This is a genomic window from Chlorogloeopsis sp. ULAP02, from assembly GCF_038404745.2.
Taxonomy (GTDB): Bacteria; Cyanobacteriota; Cyanobacteriia; order Cyanobacteriales; family Nostocaceae; genus Chlorogloeopsis.
Map to the genome: position 1 here is coordinate 59,579 of NZ_JAYKTT020000075.1, position 18,071 is coordinate 77,649.

An 18,071-nucleotide genomic window follows, 5' to 3' on the forward strand; every position below is an offset into this window, starting at 1 on the left:
GGAGCAATGCATATGGTATCAAATAGTTGTCGTCGGAGGTAAATAGTTGTGAGCAAACCTCTTTCAGTCAGCAATTTTGTCAGCAAACGGCTCATAAAGTCAAAATGCTCTGCTCTTACCTGACTCAGTTTCGTCCTTACCTGATCAGATTATTGTTTATCCGACTGCCTTTGCAGCAGGAAAGCGGTGCATGAAATCCCAAGCAAACTATAAGCCTAAAATTTTGGTTGTCGATGACGAACCTGACAACCTTGACTTGCTGTACCGCACCTTTTATCGCGATTATAAGGTGTTGAGGGCCAGTTCTGGGCCAGCAGCATTGAATCTACTCTCGCAAGAGGGAGATGTATCAGTAATCATCTCCGATCAGCGAATGCCGATGATGAGCGGTACTGAATTTTTGAGCTTAACAGCAACTCAGTATCCAGACATTATTCGCATCATCTTAACTGGCTACACCGATGTCGAAGATCTGGTAGAAGCGATCAATTCTGGTAAAGTATTCAAATATGTCACAAAACCGTGGGAGGCAGAAGAACTTAAAGCGGTGGTACGTCAAGCTTTGGATACTCATAATGTCCTGAAAGCCCGTACTCGTGAACTAACCCGCACACTTCGTCAGGAATCGCTGCTAAATACCGTCACCAATACGATTCGTGGTGCCTTAGACTATCGGCAAATTCTACAAACAATTGTGGATACCGTAGGCCATATGTTGGAGGTAGATGTCTGCCTCTTACGTCCATTTCAAAATAATCGATTGGTAGATGAAAGATTTATTTACCAAAAAACGCTCTCTCAAACAATAGAAGAGTGGGAGAAACAGCCGCGTTCAGAGATTGCCTCCATCGCAGATCCTCTTTGGGCGGCTTCCCTTGGAGTATGGACAGGTGCTCAGAAAATAGAACAGGAAAGGCAGCCCCGTGTGGAAGTTCCTTGTGTTGAGGAGGCTACCGTAGAGAATTTTCACTCCTCACCCCTTGCCCTTGTCTCCCACTCCTCTTTAGCGCAGACAGTTTGGGAAACGCGCGAAGTACATGTAATTCAAGATATTACCAGCGATGAACGCATCCAAGGTGACACTCCCGAACTCCAAACTCGTGCTGCTGCTTTTGCTGAAGCTAATATTTGTTCTAGTTTGGTAGTGCCGCTAGTTTGCCGACAAGAACTGATGGCGGTGCTAGCACTGCATCAGTGTAACCAGCCCCGTGCTTGGAGTGAAGACGAGGTGCAGTTGGTGATGATGGTAGCAGATCAGGCAGCCCTAGCTTTATCTCAAGCTTATGCTTATGAGCAAGTACGTGCTCTTGCTCAACGTGAAGCCTTAATTAATACAATTACTAGTGCCATTCGCTCTAGTTTAGATCCGCAGGATATCTTTGCAGCTATTACTTATCAATTAGGGCAAGCTTTACAAGTGGACGGTTGTGTATTGTCTTTATGGACACAAGAAGATGAGTTTGTTCACTGCGTGGGCTTATATGACAGTTATAAAAATTCTGAAACAGAAAATTTAAGTCATACTAACTATGCTGACAATCAGAGTTTACCCTTATCACAAACACCTATAAAAGAGAATCAAATTCTACAAGAAATGTTGCGGACACAACAGCCAGTGGTAATTGGTGATATGGGGCAGTGTCCTCCACAAATCAAGGGAGCCGATTTGCCTTTGCGATTACCAGCACGATCGCTGATGGTAGTTCCCTTGCTTGCTGATGGCAAAACCATTGGTAGCATTACATTACGCGAGGGTAATAGTGTGCGACAATGGCTGCCGTTTGAGATTGAGTTAGCCAAAGCCGTAGCAGCACAAGCAGCGATCGCAGTACAGCAGTCTCACTTGTACCAAAAAACTCGCGAACAAGCTGAACGTTTACTGGAGTTAGACAAACAAAAAACCGAATTTTTCCAAAATATTTCTCACGAGTTTCGTACACCTATCACCTTAATTCAAGGGCCATTAGAATCTGCTGTAGTCTCAAAGGAGGGATTATCCTACGAACAAAGTGCGATCGCTCTGCGTAACTCCCGCCGCCTGCTGCGACTGGTAAATCAACTTCTCGATTTACAACGCTTAGATGCAGGGCGAATGCAGCCTAGTTTTCGTCCTTGCGATTTAGTTGAATTTGTCAGCCAAATCGTTGAGTCGTTTCGTCCTTACTGCCAAAAAAAGGGATTGCATTTAGTTACTGAAATGGCTGAATGTCCTGAGGTTTACTTGGACATGGAAAAATTCGATAAGGTAGTTTACAATCTCCTATCCAATGCGATGAAATTTACTCCCGAAGGCGGCATTATTACTATTAGAGTGCAGCCTCAAGGTGAAAGTTGTTTATTACAAGTTCAAGACACTGGTATCGGTATTCTTAAAGAACAAATACCTCTTTTGTTTGAACGCTTCCGCCAAGCTGAAGGCTCAGAAAATCGTTCCTATGAAGGTACTGGTTTGGGTTTAGCTTTAGTCAAAGAACTGGTGGAAATTCACGGCGGTAAAGTCACCGTGGAATCAGTTTATGGTGAAGGTACAACCTTTAGCATCTGGCTGATGTCTGGTAGCACTCATCTTGCTCAAGAGCAATTGCTGGAAGCCTCTGTGGAAGTTAATATTAGTCGTGCTGCTGTGGAATTGGCAGATTTAGAACTGATCGAAGAGGGGATTGGAGAAGAACAAGTCATTAGCACCCAGCCTCTAACCCCTGGTTCCTCAATCCTAGTTGTAGATGACAATCCAGATCTGCGTACTTATGTATCTGGGATTTTACGTAATAGCAGCTACCAAGTACAGACAGCTCGTAATGGCTCAGAAGGATTTCAGATTGCCAAGAAAATTTTGCCTAGTTTAATTGTTAGCGATTTAATGATGCCTGTGGTGTCAGGTATGGAAATGATTCGGATGATCCGCAATGAAGAAAAGTTGAAAGGAACACCAATCATTTTGCTGACAGCGAAAATTGATGAAGAAACTCGGATTGAGGGTGCAGAGCGTGGTGCAGATGCTTATTTAGCTAAACCATTTAATGATCGCGAACTTTTGGCAGAGGTGCGAAACCTCTTAGCCTTAAAGGAAAACGAACGAAAAGTAGTAGAGTTAAACACTTATTTGACAGAATCTGTACTTAAGCGCTTTTTGCCACCTGCTCTTGTTAAAAAAGCTGCCGCTGGAGATTTAGTTTTGGATTTACGCCCAGAACCACGTTTAATAACAGTCTTATTTAGTGATATTGTCGGTTTTACTCAGCTAGCAAATACCTTGAGATCGCGGCGAGTAGCTGAGTTGCTAAATGAATATTTAGAAGTTATGACGAGAGCGGTATTTGACAATGGTGGCAGTGTGGATAAATTTATGGGAGATGCTATCCTAGCTTTGTTTGGAGCACCAGAAGAACTAACGCCAAATGAACAAGTTAGGCGTGCTGTTAACACTGCCAGAGCAATGCTGCGATCGCTAGAAAATTTAAACCAACGTTGGCGAGAGCAGGGAATTTTTGATGCCACTGAACGTAAAAGTGTAGAGTTTCGTTGTGGCATTCACCAAGGTACGGCTGTGGTAGGTATGTTTGGTAGTATTGAACGTGCTGACTATACAGCTATAGGCCCTAGTGTTAATATTGCTGCTAGATTACAACAAGCTGCTGTTGCTGGTACCATACTTGTTTCTGCTGCTGTTGCAGATTATTTACAAGAAGATGAAATTATTAAAGGTAGCCCATTAGAACTAAAAGGAATAGATGAAACAGTTTTAACTTTTGCTGTGATACCAGAATTGGTGGTTAATAGTTAATAAAAAACTGGCAATTATAGCAGGTGACAGAGAACAGGTGACAGGGAACAGAGTTAAAATTCTTTTGATGTTTAAGTTTTATCATCTGTTGATGTCCTAACAACTTTGGCTGTTGCTATAAAAATAAACTATTAAGTAAGTCAACTTAAATAAACTGACAACAAAAAACTCCGATTTTTTAAAAAAGCCGGAGTTTTTTGAGTGACTTATCTAAATAGAATAGAGGCGTCAGTTGCCAGAAGAAAAATTCTTGAAGCCAGAATTCAGAAGAAATTCTTCATTCTGTAGGCGCGTAGGACTTCCGCAGGTATTCTGTATTCTTCTTCAATTACAGCTTGGGCATAATTTCTGATAATAAATGACTGGGAACTTTTGATAAGGCAAGATTTTGTCCTTTAATTCCTAACTCATTATGAAAAGCGCGAATAGTTTTGACTATATAAGTAAATGTGGTTTGATAAGAGTCCTGTTTATTTGTTAATCTATTTAAGGCTTGTAAATGATTTTCTAATGCTGCTTCTAAATGTTGAGAGCGAGAGGCTTTATAAGCATTTAAAGACTGATCGGTTGCTAGTTGATAATGAGCTAATCCTAAATTATTGTGAGTGGCAAATATATCGAAGCTTAAACTATCTTCGCTGAGTGAATTAGTAATAGCGATGCATTCTTCATAGGCTTTGATACAAAGTTTGAGGAATTGCTGCCGTTCTTCCTTTGTTGTTTGCGATTGGTTTGCTAAATTCCAGTAAGCAGTGCCAAGATTATTTTGCGTGGCAGCACAGGCGGCAGGAACATTAGCAGGAGTGCGATATTTTAACGCCTCCCCATATGCTTTCACTGCCAGTCGCAAATGTTCTGTTGGATTATCGTATTGTGCTAAATTCCAGTGAGCAGTACCGATATTGTTTTGGATCATGCCATATTTAAGCGGTTCCTGTTCTGGGTGATAGTAATTTAGGGCAAGACTGTAAGCTGCGATCGCTTTATGCAAGTTTTCCGCCGATTGAGTATGTTGCGCTAAATGCCAATAAGCAGTACCTAAATTATTTTGAGTGGCAGCATACTTCAATGGTTCGATGTTGTTGGTACGGAAGCGCACTGCTTCAGTATAAGCTGCGATCGCTTGTTGCCAGTTTTTGACTGGATTCTTAAAACGTGCCAAGTCACCGTAAGCTGTCCCTAAATTATTTTGCACGCGAGCGTAAGTTTCTGAGTGCGTGTCGGGCGAAATTAACTTCAAAGCTAACTGATAAAATTCAATTCCCTGTTCTATGTAAGATTGCCCCTCTTCAGAATTGGGTGGTGTACGATACAACATCCAGTAAAGTGTTCCCAAGTCATTTAAAATATCTGGTACATGGGGTGAAGTTTCATCATAAGTAATTGCCTCTTGATAGGCAAGAATTGCTACCATCATGTTTTCGATGTTTGCCTGCCCTTGCTCGATTCGCAGGCGATATAAGTTCCCTAAGCGATGATAAGCTGCTGCAATTGTCTCTGGTAAAGCCTGTTTTGAGTGCAATGCATCAATTTCTTCCAAAAGTTGCTGCGCTTGTACGCTCTCGTCTCGATTTTGAGCGATCGCATGATCAGTATTATTAATTGTGGCTTGTATTAATTCCGTTAATTCCTGACTGATGTGTGTAAATTTCGGCTCTGAGCTAGTTTTATTAACACTGACTGGATGTGTTAGTTCCTCTTGCAGTGCTTCTGGTATCAATATTTCTGATGTACTTACAGGAGTTTCTGGGATTTTATCTTTGCGATTGACGACTGGTGACTGTGGCTGAAAATCAAAATCTACTTCAAAGAGAGATTCTTCCAAAACAGATTGCTCAAAACTGCCTAAATCCAAACTTTGATAACTAGACAAACGTTCTGGTGAACTTCTGTTATTAGTAGTTGGTGTTGGTTCTCCAGCAAACACAAACACACCTGTGCGGCAACGCCAAAATTGTGGTGCTGACTGCTGAATGGCATATAACCAAGGGCGCGGCACCCACAACAATAAACTAGATTCTAAAAAACGGCTGAATTCTGGACTTGAGAAATGCTGTTCGGTTAAGCGTAAATAATGTAAAAATAAACGCTGTACTGCTACTGGTTGCCTGGTTAACTGTTCAACACCTACAATTTGAAAACCTGGTATTGGTAGTGATCTTCCAGGACTATCTTTTGATGCTCCTACTATTGGTGGTGGATAATTAACTAGCCATTGATTGATCTGAGCTATGGGGTTAGGATCGCTTAAGTTCAATCGTAAAGTGACTAATCGCGGATAAGCTGGTGTACTGGCTTCTTGGATTTCTGAAGGCTGATATAGCACTTGCCCAACTGGATAAGCCAAAGTTGAATGCAAACGTGCCGCTACTTGATTTCTCAGGTTTAAATCATCACATATTGCTAAAAAAATTTGTCGTCGCAAACCGAGGCTAAGGGCAAGTTTTAGGCGATGGTATACTTGCCGATTCCATACAAATTTATCTGAATGTGCTGTTTCATTCACGCTCATGGCGGCTAAAGAGCCAAAATGCAGTGTACATTCCCTTTGGGGACATATGCAAGCAGTCTATAATTCTGATTTTGACTAAGATTTGCAAATATATTGTTATCCTGTTCAGGATAAATTAATTGTTTTAGACATCAATAATAAAGTATAAAACTATACCTTTATCTGTTTCAATTGTAACAAATAAAAAACCAGGTTCCGATAAAGTTTGGAACCTGACAGGAGATATGTAATGTCAATTAATTTATCAATAAAACTTTTACTAACTAAGATTAGAAACAGAGAAGGCAACGAAAACTAAACCACTAACCAGAACCATTGCGGCAATTCCCAAAAAGACATAATTGCGCTTTTGCTGTGAAGTAGGAGGTTCTGCTTGATAAACTTTAGGTTCACGCGCAAAATTGTTTAAACGTCCACCTTCTTCAGTCGTATAGGGCATGAATCAATTCCTTACTCTTCTCATTTTTTTAATGTTACATAAATGCAACATATACTCTTACCCATCAGAGATAATTCGTTACAAAAGTTTAGGGGCTAGAAGAGGACAAAGGAGAGGATATGCCTGGAGGCGGCAGTACACAAACCTTCGTTACCAGGTTGAACCTGGTAACGAGAAATCTAAAATCCCGGGAATCTAATCCCTAAGTCCCTAGTCCCTATCCCCTAATTCGTGACTGTACCAGTCATAGGTGAGGAAGGACTGGCGTAATCTTTTGTTGGCATTCTACCAGCAAGATATGCTAGACGACCTGCGATCGCTGCCAGATTCATTGCGCGTGCCATTCCGGGTGGGTTTTTGGCTAAAGCGATCGCGCTATTAATCAACAATGCATCTGCGCCCATTTCCATCGCTTGGGCTGCTTCAGATGGCGCTCCAATGCCAGCGTCTACTACTACGGGGACGTTAGCATTCTCGATGATGATTTGAATGTTGGCGGCAGTTTTCAGCCCTTGCCCGGAACCTATAGGCGCTGCTAAGGGCATGACAGTAGCACAGCCTACTTCTTCCAAATGCTTTGCCAGTATGGGATCGGCGTTAATATAAGGTAGAACGGCAAAGCCTTCTTTGACTAACTGTTCTGCTGCTTGTAGAGTGCCAATTGGATCTGGTAGTAAGTATTTAGAGTCGGGAATTACTTCTAATTTGACAAAATTATTATCTTCCTGCCCAAGAAGTTTTGCCATTTCCCTTCCCAGACGGGCAACTCGAATTGCCTCATCTGCTGTTTTACATCCAGCAGTATTTGGCAGCATCCAAATTTTTGTCCAATCTAGTGCTTCAGCTAAACCTTCATGTCCGGGAGCATTGGTTTGCACACGCCTGACGGCAACAGTAACAATTTGGCAACCACTCTCCACGACACTTTGCTGCATTTCCTCAATACTACGATATTTGCCTGTTCCTGTCATTAAGCGAGAGGTAAAAGATTTGCCAGCAATGACAAGTGGTGAATCTTGAATAGGAAGCGCATTGGGAACTAGCTGTAATGGCGAGTGATGATTGGAGAGTGTAAGCATTTGGGCAGGGGTAGATGATTGAGCCTGGAAACGCGAGTAGTGAAAATGACAAAGGAGGGGATCGGATTTTTGTTGCTCAATTAAATCGGCAATCAATACCGCTGTAATGGGTGCGAGAAGAATACCATTACGATAGTGGCCTGTGGCCAAAGTTAAATTTTGACAATTGCTACTTCCCAGTATCGGTAATTCATCAGGAGTAGCAGGACGAAATCCCCACCATAATTCCTCAATTGGATAATGCTGGATTTGGGGATATAATCGAATCGCTTGTTGGAGTAAAGTTTGAATTCCTATGGGTGTATTGTAGGGGGTAAAGCCCACATCCTCGCTGGTTGCGCCAATAATAATGCGGCGATCGCGTCTAGGCACAATGTAAATGTCATCACCAAATAAAATACGTGTCAAAGGCAATTCTGTCAGATATTCTGGCAATCGCACACTCAGCATTTGCCCTTTTTTTGGACGCACTGGTAGGGGAAACAATTGGTTTGACCAAGCACCTGCGGCTAAAATATAATGTTCGGCATGCAAAATTCCAGCGTTGGTTTGTACACCTACAACCTGTCCTTGTTGCTGCTGAAGTCCTTCTACTGTAGTTCCTTCTTTCAACTCAATACCTAAAGAGCGTATTGAACTCAGTAAAGCTTTTGCTAAAGCACGATTATCTACTTGGGCATCTTCGGGGTACCACCAACCACCGACTACTTCTTCACCCAATCCTGATTGATATTGGTTAATGGTTTCTTTGTCTAGCCAATAGGCAGGAGAGGAGGAGTGGGGGAATGGGGTAGTGGGGGATGAGGAGAAATTGTTATTTTTCCCCCCCTCTCCCTGTCTCCCTTTCTCCCCCTCTTCTTCCAAGGCTGGTGCTAAACTACCACAAGGCCAGTAACCAGTATTCAAGCCAGTGATTTGTTCTAGTTTCTGCGTCCAGTTGGCATAAATAGAACGCGATCGCCAGCACAACTCCTGCATAGCTGGATGGACAATTTTTTCGGCATCTGGTGCTAGCATTCCGGCTGCGGCGTGAGTGGCGGCAGAGTGAAAGTCGCGGCTTAAGATGGTGACTTTTGCTCCGCGTAGTTTCAGTTCAACAGCGATAGCTAAACTTATAATGCCGCCACCAATAATCAAAACATCTTTATTCATTATTCAGTAGTTAATTGTCAAGAGTTAGTAGGGGTGATGAAATTTCTGATTTTAGTGGTAGGGCAAACATACATTATCTCGTTCAAAGCACCCACAAAAAAGTTAAGTAGTCAAGAGTCACTAGTTACGGTTTTTACTGCTGACTATGGACTGTTGACTAAATAACTCCTAACTCCTAACTCATCACTCATAACAGGTAACTCATAAGTGCTAACCAATGAATGGTAAGCGCTACCACAAAGCTGGAATTGGTTCGCTATTTTGGTTTGAATTGTTTGATTGAGTGTCGTCTGTAGTGTTAACTGAGTCAGTTGTATTTTGAGCGGTTGTGGTTTCAGTTGTATTTTGAGCAGTTGTGGTTTCAGTTACTGTGTCATCAGCAGTATTACTCTGTGATGCGTTACTCCTGGTGTTATTTTCAGAAGCAGTACCTGCTGCCGTACTATTAACATTGATATTAGCAGGCAGAACTCGCGATGTTTTACCACCATTTCCCGGAGCTTGAGCGGTGTTTTGTCCGCCCATCGGAAAGTTAATGCCCAGCAAGGTACCTAGCAAAATTGCTAAACCTCCAGCCATCAAAATTAGTGGTGTCCATCTACCCATGTTGTTTTCTCCTTTTAGTATCCACACTAGTTAAAGATCTACTCTCCAAACATCCATCAAACTTTGTAATTATCTGGCAAAGTCCCTATAACCTGAGTTTGATTAGTTCAACACAGGTTTATTGTAGGAGAATGAGGAGGTAGGAGCGCTGTTTATGGCAGCGCCAATATGCTGTTTTCCTTTGCTTAACTTTTGAAACGTCGAATTGCACACAGCAAATGCTGATTCCCTGATTGTTAATTACCTTAGCACCGCTATTGTAGAGGTCAATACTATTTTGCAGCAAAATTTTCTTCACACTGTCTCCGCGCAAGCACTCAATTTTATTTTCTTGAGCTAGTACCTTGAGCATCTTGGATGACTAAACTGGCTGTTTTTTGGATATTGACACATTGTCTTAAAGTTGTCTTTCAAGTCACAGTTTTATGACCGTAAATTCTTCGCCCCAAATTTGGATCTACGACACCACTTTACGAGACGGCACTCAGCGTGAGGGCTTATCAGTATCAATTGAAGATAAGCTACGCATAGCCAGGAGGCTGGATCAACTGGGTATTCCTTTCATAGAAGGTGGTTGGCCGGGGGCAAATCCCAAAGATGTACAATTTTTTTGGCAGTTGCAAGAAGAACCCCTCCAGCAAGCTGAAGTTGTAGCTTTTTGCTCGACTCGTCGTCCCCACAAAATTGCGGCATCTGAACCAATGCTGCAAGCAATCCTTGCTGCTGGTACCCATTGGGTAACTATATTTGGTAAGTCTTGGGATTTACACGTGACAGAAGGACTCAAGACTACTTTAGCAGAAAATTTAGCGATGATCCGGGATACTATTGAGTATTTACGTGCTCAAGGACGTCGCATTATCTACGATGCCGAACACTGGTTTGATGGTTATAAACACAATCCCAGTTATGCTCTGCAAACTTTAGAGACGGCGATCGCTGCTGGTGCCGAATGGGTAGTCTTATGTGATACAAATGGCGGTACTTTGCCCCATGAAATTACGCAAATAGTTACAGATGTGATTAAGGCAACTTCCAGCGAGATTCAAATCGGCATTCATACTCACAATGATTCTGATACGGCTGTTGCTAATGCTCTGGCGGCAGTGATGGCAGGGGCAACAATGGTACAAGGTACGATGAATGGATACGGCGAACGTTGCGGCAATGCTAATCTTTGTTCGTTAATTCCCAACTTGCAGTTGAAGCTCGGTTACGAATGTATAGAAGAAAACCAGCTTCTCCAACTAACTGAAACTAGCCGCTTTGTCAGTGAAGTTGTAAATCTTGCTCCTGACGAACACGCACCATTTATTGGTAGATCGGCGTTTGCTCACAAAGGTGGCATCCACGTATCAGCGGTGGAACGCAATCCTCTGACTTATGAACACATTCAACCAGCACAAGTAGGAAACCGCCGTCGCATTGTCATTTCTGAACAGTCTGGAGTCAGTAATGTCTTGGCGAAAGCCCGCTGCTTTGGGATTCAATTAGACAAGCAAAACCCGACAACACAGCGAATTCTCGAACGTTTAAAGGAATTGGAGAGTGAAGGATATCAATTTGAAGCGGCGGAGGCAAGTTTTGAGTTATTAATGCGCCAAGCCTTAGGAAATCGTCAGCAATTTTTTGAAATCAAGGGTTTTCAGGTTCACTGTGATTTGGTGCAGGAAGAAGAAACCACAAGCTCTCTTGCTACTGTTAAAGTTGCTGTCAATGGTAAGGATATTTTAGAAGCAGCCGAAGGAAACGGCCCGGTTGCAGCTTTGGATGCAGCTTTACGCAAAGCTTTAGTGAATTTCTATCCCCAAATAGCTGCTTTTGAACTAACAGATTATAAAGTGCGAATTCTTAACGGGCATACGGGTACATCAGCCAAAACCCGCGTCATGGTTGAGTCTGGTAATAGTCACCAACGTTGGACGACTGTTGGAGTTTCTCCAAATATTCTGGTGGCTTCCTATCAAGCAGTAGTAGAAGGACTAGAATACGGTTTGTTGCTACATTCACAAGCTGAACAGGCTGAAGCGATGATGAGGGCGTCAAGTTAAAATTTAACTAGTTCAAGTGCCAATCCCAGATATATTACGATTTATACTCCCACACCACAAAGGGTGATTGGCAACTTTTTGCTAATTTCTAACTACTTACGGCACAGTGGCAGAACAATCCTAATCTTGATGCTGTGCCTTAATTAAGCACTCTCAGAAAAACTTTTCCAGGCTTGAGCAACTACTTGACTTAGCCAGCGCCGTTGCTGCCGATCCAGTACGCTGTCTTCTGCTAATACTTGAGCGGTTAACTCGTCTAAGGATTGTCCTTGAGCGCGAACAATTTTGACTACACCAGCGATCGCCATAGCAACTAATTCTTCATCTACTGGCTTTTGCCGTAAGGCAATAATTTCTTGAGTGCTATCTGGGATGGGATAATTCATGGCGGAAGTTTACAGAGATCAAAAATGAACAATTATTTTGATAAACTTTTAAAATTTCTTTACCGAATTTTCATTCAATAATTAGGGCGCATTTTAGCGTAAATTTGCTCTCTTTTTAATCTGTCTTAGTGAATATCTTTGTCGGAGATGAGAAAAAACATGAAAGAGATACTTTACCTAGAAATTCCTATCCCCGATACATCAGCTGTATGCAAATGGCTGCAAGCTGAATTTGAACCGGGAACAGGGGAAAAAGTCATGACGCCAGATGGCTTTCGTCTGAGAATGACTGGAAATACAGTGAGTGAGGGGAGTATTTCGGAAAACCTACCCAGCGAACTTTCTGTTTTTGTCTGGTCAGTGCAGCGAACAACCTATTTAAAAGTGTTTCGTTGGTCAAGTCAACCCTTACCTCAAGAAAAGCAAATTCTCAAACGCCTCACTACTGAGATCAGAAATTGCTTTCCGCATTACTACCCCGAACCACCAGCAATTGATTTGTCTGAGCAATCTATTTTTGAGGCGTTAGCTCCCTATTACCCTCTCACTGTTAAGTACTTTCAGAAAATACCGAATGGAGAATACGATCTCAAGCGGGTGTACTGGTGGGAACAACGCTGGCGTCAAGGTGTGCGCAATCCCCAAAAGCCACGGCAGGTGATATTTTCTCACAGTAAGGAAAAAGATGCAGGCAGAGAAAGTATCTCCGCGTCTAATTGTCCCCGCATCCCCATGTCCTCTTCCTACGATCTCATCTACATCGGTGGCGCACTGGGTGTGATTCATGCAGCAGTAATGGCAAAACTTGGTTATAAAGTTTTACTGATAGAACGATTACCTTTTGGGCGAATGAACCGGGAATGGAACATTTCCCGCGATGAAATTCAAAGCTTGATAAACTTGGGTTTGCTTACTTCTGCCGAAGTTGAATCAATAATTGCGCGAGAGTACAAAGATGGATTTAATAAATTTTTTGATGCTTATGTTCCCCAAAACCTGAAAGCGCCTATATTGCACACTCCCACAGTGTTGAATTTAGGTTTAGATTCCGAAAAATTACTGCTGCTATGTGGACAAAAGCTACGATTAGCAGGTGGTGAAATTTGGGAGAAGACAGAGTTTATTAGAGCTGATATTTATACTTCGGAAGTTGTTGTTACTGTTCAAAACTTAGACAATTGCTCAGAAAAGCAAGTTAGTGGACGAGTGCTAGTAGATGCGATGGGAACTGCCTCACCGATCGCCTGGCAGTTAAATGGAGGTCGCGCTTTTGACAGTGTTTGCCCAACGGTAGGGGCAGTCATTGAGCGTGGATTTGAACCAGGAGTGTGGGATTCCCAGTACGGAGATGTTTTGAATAGCCACGGTGATATCTCAAGGGGTAGACAGTTAATTTGGGAATTATTCCCCGGAGCAAATCAAGAATTGACAATTTATTTGTTTCACTATCATGAAGTCAATTCCAAAAATCCCGGTTCTCTTTTAGAAATGTATGAAGACTTTTTTACAATTTTGCCTGAATATCGACGCTGCGATCTAGACGAATTGGTGTGGAAAAAGGCGACATTTGGTTACATACCGGGACATTTTAGTGTAGATAGTCGCGATCGCACAGTTGCATTCGACAGGTTAATTGCGATTGGTGATGCAGCATCGCTTCAATCTCCTCTAGTTTTCACAGGCTTTGGTTCCCTAGTCCGTAATTTAGAACGCCTTACCACTCTTTTAGATGTTGCTCTCAAATACAATCTACTTTCTGTACGACACCTCAACCGAATTCGTGCCTTCCAAAATAATATTGCTGTGACTTGGATGTTTTCTAAAGGCATGATGGTTCCCACTGGAAAAAATTTACCACCAGAGCGTATCAATGCCATGCTTAATAACTTCTTTGGGTTATTAGCAGACGAATCACAAGAAGTTGCAGATGATTTTATTAAAGACAGATTTGATTGGTTGACTTTTAACCGATTAGCGCTGAAAGCAGCTCGAAAAAACCCCGCTTTACTACTATGGATTTGGGAATTAGCTGGAGCTAAGGATTTACTACGGTGGACAAGTAATTATTTTGACTTTACTCGTCATTCTCTAGCTATTGCCCTGTTGAGTGGATGGTTACCAAATTTACTGCGCAGGTTCCGTCCTTGGCTGGAACTCCGTTATCCAGCATTGTGGTTACAACTGTTAGCAATCAACTATAGTTTATTTGCAGGTAAAGGTCACCCTGATAACAAAGTGGTCAAAAAAACTACCGAACAACAACTTCAAAAGTCAATTGTTAATTAAGGGATTTCCAAGAATGAAATTATCCAAATAAACAAACCACTACAGAGACTGAGAACATGGAGAAATAAAAAACACAGAGGTTTATGCTGTTCGATTGGTTAAGTGTTTTTTTATTTGGAGTCCCTGAACAAGAGTTGATTCATACAACAAAACGGGCAATCAGATTCGCTATTTTTTCAGAACACAGAATTAAAAGCTGAAACCCCTTAATTCATTTATGGGGTTTCCCTTCTGCTTTCTGCCCCTCCGAAGTTCCGAGCCTCCTTTGGAGGAGCAACGCTTTCGGAGGAAGCTTCCGTACCCTGCGGGAAGTCGCTACCGCGTCTACGGACTTCTCTTTGCCCTCTGCCTTCATTTGGGCGAAAATTCGGCAGTTCGACAGACGCCAAAGATTTTCGTCCTTTGGGTGGGCGCTGGGGATAAAGTAATGGAGAAGGTGAATGAGAATGGGCAGAGTCGTCAGCTGGTTGTTGAGGCACAGATGTTCCTGGTGAATCCTGGGGCAACAATTGCGGAGTCTCTATCCCATCATCCTGATTGTCTTCAGAATTAGTATCATGGTTGGTAATGTCGTTATTCACTGATTCTTCATTCACATCAGAGGATGTAGCAAAACTTTCTGTTTGTGGCAGAATTTCATCACTTTCTTCCACATCTGCTTCTACACCTTCTGCTGCCGTAGGCTGCGGTGGTGTAGATACAGGTTGAACTGTAAAAAATGTTTGGAATAGGTTATTTAGTTGTTCTTCTAGATTTGACTGCTCTGAAGATGAAACTGTTGCAGGTGGAGTAGAACTATTAATTTCTGGCTCGATGTTTGGTTGGTTTGCAGTCAGTGGAGCTTGCTCACCTAATTTATCTGTAGCTGATGATTGAATAGGAGTGGTAGGATTCTGCCATCGATGTGGAGGTGAGTTAAACTCCTTCCATAATTTGCTCGATTGCTCCTCAAATGATTCTGATTCTGCCGACCAAGGTCGAATTGGTCGTTGATTTGAGAAAATAGAGTTAGCTTGCTTAGAGTGCGTGGTGTGTCTATTACTTACACTAGTTTGAGCATTATCCTCTAACGAATCATAACTCGGAACTGTTGTGTCCAAACATTTTTCTAAAGCTGCTTTAAATTGTAGGGTTTGGCGTTGCTGCCGCATTAGCCGGGAACGCAACTCTCGACAAGAATTTTCTGATTGCAATAGCTGGTGAGACTGTTCATTATGTTTAGTTTGAAGTAAGGCACATTCGCGCTCTAGCTGGGCAAGGCGATTTTGGCTAATTTCTAGCTGCCCTTTGCAACTTTCAATGAAAATTTCCTGAGTTTGAACTGTAGAGACGGCAGTTTCTAACTGCTGAAACAGTGAGTTGATTTGCTCTTGGGTGGCAGCAAGCTCTTGAGCTTGTTGCTTGAGCATTGTTTCTGCAATAGTTGAACGCTTTGTCTGTAACTGCAAAGCTTCTTCTGACTCAGCTAAGGCTGCTTTTAAAAGTTCTACTTGTTCGTATAATTCATTGTTGGCAGAACGCAATTCCTCATTTAATGCCAGCAGTTGCTGAAATTCGGCTCCTACTAGTTCTTGTTCTTGTTGATCGGGTTCGGCAATCCAATCTTGCTCAGATTCTGTCTGCTCAAATGGCAGTTGATTTAATTCCAGTACGCGATCGCTTGCTAGTTGTGTGTCAACAACTGATAAAGAGCTGACATGTGGAAGTAACTCTTCAGTAGGTGAGCGATCGCACTCTGAGACATCAATTACTTCTGCTTGAGATTGCTGCTCTTGGGCTGGTGCCAGCAGTGGCAAGTACGATATTGTCTTGTTTGTAGGATGCCCAACGAAATCAAAAGGACAACTGGTTTGTTGCGGTTGTGCAACATTGGCAGGATTTAGGGGTTTAAGGAAATTCCCGTTATTTGGGGTGTCTGCTTCATTCATCACTATTCACCCACCAGCTTCAAACTAATTGATTGGAGAATCCAGCAGCACGACTGAGTTGTCAGTGCTGTATTTTCAAAATCTACTTTAGAAGGCAAGTTCGCCTGCTCCCCAGTAAGAGTTGTCTTAATTAAATTAGTTATAACTTTCTCTCACCACGACCAGCAAAAAAACAAAATTTGACAATCCTGCCATTTTTGATTATTTCACAAGTGCTAATTCCAAAATGTGGGTGATGAAGAGAATCAGTGAACAATTACAATTCTCAATTATCAAGGAAGCCAACGGGGATGAAATCCAACTAAAGGAAGTTGTTCTGGTTTCAATTCTGTAGCCTCCTGAGCATCGATTATGGGCAACAGGGGCATCAACCACAGGCTACTAGTGGTGATCACTTCTCCATCTTCTGTGGTTAAAACTTGGGCATCTGGTGATGTGACAGGAGTTGTCTGCGGCACTACTTGGTCAAATAATAGCCCTAAACCATCAGGAGATAAACTCATTTTCACGTTCCGCTGATCGGGCGGTAGCACTAACAACGGTTTCTGCTTGCCAGTTTTGAGATCAATTGCGACTAGATATGGCTGTTCCTGATAATATTCTCCTGGTAGTAGCTGTGTGAGCAAGCAGTAAAGAGTTGGAGAAGCTGTATCAAATTGGCAGTTGACTATTGAACCTTTGGTGGTTAGCAGTTTTTTCTGGACGCCTTGATTGGTTACTAAAAACAAGTCTCGCGTATAATCTGTATTAAACTTAACCATTGCAGCTTGGGAACCATCCGGTGAGAAGGCTTGTACTAATCCAAACTGCGGGAAAAAATCTAGGGGTTTTGTACCATCTGCTTGCAGAGGCAAAATTGCTGTTCCTTGCCCTTGAGCAACTGCTACAGCTTTACTATCTGGTGTAATCATAAAGTCTCCTCCCGGTTGGCTTTGCAGGCGTTGCGGGGCATTTTTTCCAGCATTGTCTAGATTCGCTGGAATAAACCACAAGCCAAAGTCGTTAGGATTATTTTTATTTCCCCGTTGAACGACGATAGTTTGTCCATCAGGTGATAAGTCAAATTTTAAGTTTTGATATTCTTTATTATCTAAAATTAAATCAACTTTACTGGCAGATTCTGCATTTTGATGATAAGGCGCAGCAAAACCAGTAGTCACTTTATATAATTGAGCCGACAATATATCCTGGTTGTTAGCAGGGCGAGCAGAAAATAAAATTTTCTCCCCATCTGGAAATGGCTGAAAGTCTAATACAACCAAGTCTTTGGGAGTAAGTATCTTTTTTTGCTCTTGTGTCAAGTTATAGAGAACTAATCTGCCTTGATCTTCTTGCTCTGCTCCAATATAAAGAAGGATGCGATCGCGTGTGCTAAAAGTGGTGGTAAAAGGTTGCATAACACTCTTTCTACCACCTTGAGCGGCAAATTTATCCTTCGCGTCTTTTAGCTGTACTTTATAAGTTGTTCCATAGGGTGCTGGGGTAATAAAGGTATAACCCATACGTCGCCCAGCCCAACTGATTGTACCTGCGAGGGGAGGCTCGATTTTCAAATTTTCCTCTACGCTTTTAGTATCCATAGGACGACTAAAGGTGAGGATAAAGGTTTTATATTCTGCCCCTATTTTTTTGTCTTGGGAGGTATCATTCGTTGATATATCTCTTTCTTCTGTTTGAACGTGCTTCCAAGTAAATTCTCTGACATTAGCTTTAACTGCATCACCTTGCAATATCAGTAGCCCAATGATCGCAATTAATAGCAACATGAGAGCGATCGCCACACGATCTAGTGGTTGGAAAAATGCTTTTTTAGTAGTCATTGGCAAATAGGTTGGTTGATAGTAGTTA

10 protein-coding genes are annotated in these 18,071 nt (G+C 42.2%); 3 read left to right on the forward strand and 7 right to left on the reverse strand.

From position 1 onward, the window contains the following. Positions 1–190: 190 nt before the first annotated feature. Positions 191–3,784 carry a response regulator gene (locus U2718_RS26505; protein ID WP_341997139.1) on the forward strand — a complete coding sequence of 1,198 codons (3,594 nt, stop codon included), beginning with the start codon at positions 191–193 and terminating at the stop codon, positions 3,782–3,784. A gap of 328 nt (positions 3,785–4,112) precedes the next feature. Here the strand turns inward: U2718_RS26505 and U2718_RS26510 are convergent, their stop codons facing one another. The 4 genes from U2718_RS26510 to U2718_RS26525 form a co-directional block, all read right to left on the reverse strand. Next, on the reverse strand, positions 4,113–6,296 hold the full coding sequence (locus U2718_RS26510; RefSeq protein WP_341997136.1) for a tetratricopeptide repeat protein: 2,184 nt from the start codon (positions 6,294–6,296) through the stop codon (positions 4,113–4,115). 259 nt (positions 6,297–6,555) lie between these two features. Beyond that, positions 6,556–6,735, reverse strand: coding sequence for a photosystem II assembly protein Psb34 (gene psb34 / locus U2718_RS26515; RefSeq protein ID WP_341997135.1), 180 nt, complete (start codon positions 6,733–6,735; stop codon positions 6,556–6,558). 224 nt (positions 6,736–6,959) lie between these two features. Continuing rightward, entirely contained in the window at positions 6,960–8,966 is a 2,007-nt protein-coding gene (thiO, locus tag U2718_RS26520; RefSeq protein WP_341997133.1) for a glycine oxidase ThiO, read from the reverse strand. 231 nt (positions 8,967–9,197) lie between these two features. Continuing rightward, complete coding sequence (locus U2718_RS26525) at positions 9,198–9,572, reverse strand: hypothetical protein (protein WP_341997131.1); 375 nt, start codon at positions 9,570–9,572, stop codon at positions 9,198–9,200. A 425-nt stretch (positions 9,573–9,997) separates the two neighbouring features. Between U2718_RS26525 and cimA the strand changes: the two genes are divergently transcribed. Then, positions 9,998–11,623: a citramalate synthase gene (gene cimA / locus U2718_RS26530; protein WP_341997129.1), complete on the forward strand. Its 1,626-nt coding sequence runs from the start codon at positions 9,998–10,000 to the stop codon at positions 11,621–11,623. 143 nt (positions 11,624–11,766) lie between these two features. On the opposite strand, the gene U2718_RS26535 is transcribed toward cimA, so the two are convergent. Beyond that, positions 11,767–12,009 (reverse strand): hypothetical protein, encoded by a 243-nt coding sequence (locus U2718_RS26535; protein WP_289788864.1) that lies wholly within the window; start codon positions 12,007–12,009, stop codon positions 11,767–11,769. A 159-nt stretch (positions 12,010–12,168) separates the two neighbouring features. Between U2718_RS26535 and U2718_RS26540 the strand changes: the two genes are divergently transcribed. Further along, a complete protein-coding gene (locus U2718_RS26540; RefSeq protein ID WP_341997127.1) occupies positions 12,169–14,295 on the forward strand; it encodes a flavin-dependent dehydrogenase in 2,127 nt (708 codons plus the stop codon). 215 nt (positions 14,296–14,510) lie between these two features. Here the strand turns inward: U2718_RS26540 and U2718_RS26545 are convergent, their stop codons facing one another. Continuing rightward, entirely contained in the window at positions 14,511–16,223 is a 1,713-nt protein-coding gene (locus U2718_RS26545) for a hypothetical protein (RefSeq protein ID WP_341997125.1), read from the reverse strand. A 272-nt stretch (positions 16,224–16,495) separates the two neighbouring features. Further along, entirely contained in the window at positions 16,496–18,043 is a 1,548-nt protein-coding gene (locus tag U2718_RS26550) for a hypothetical protein (RefSeq protein ID WP_341997123.1), read from the reverse strand. Positions 18,044–18,071: the final 28 nt, after the last annotated feature.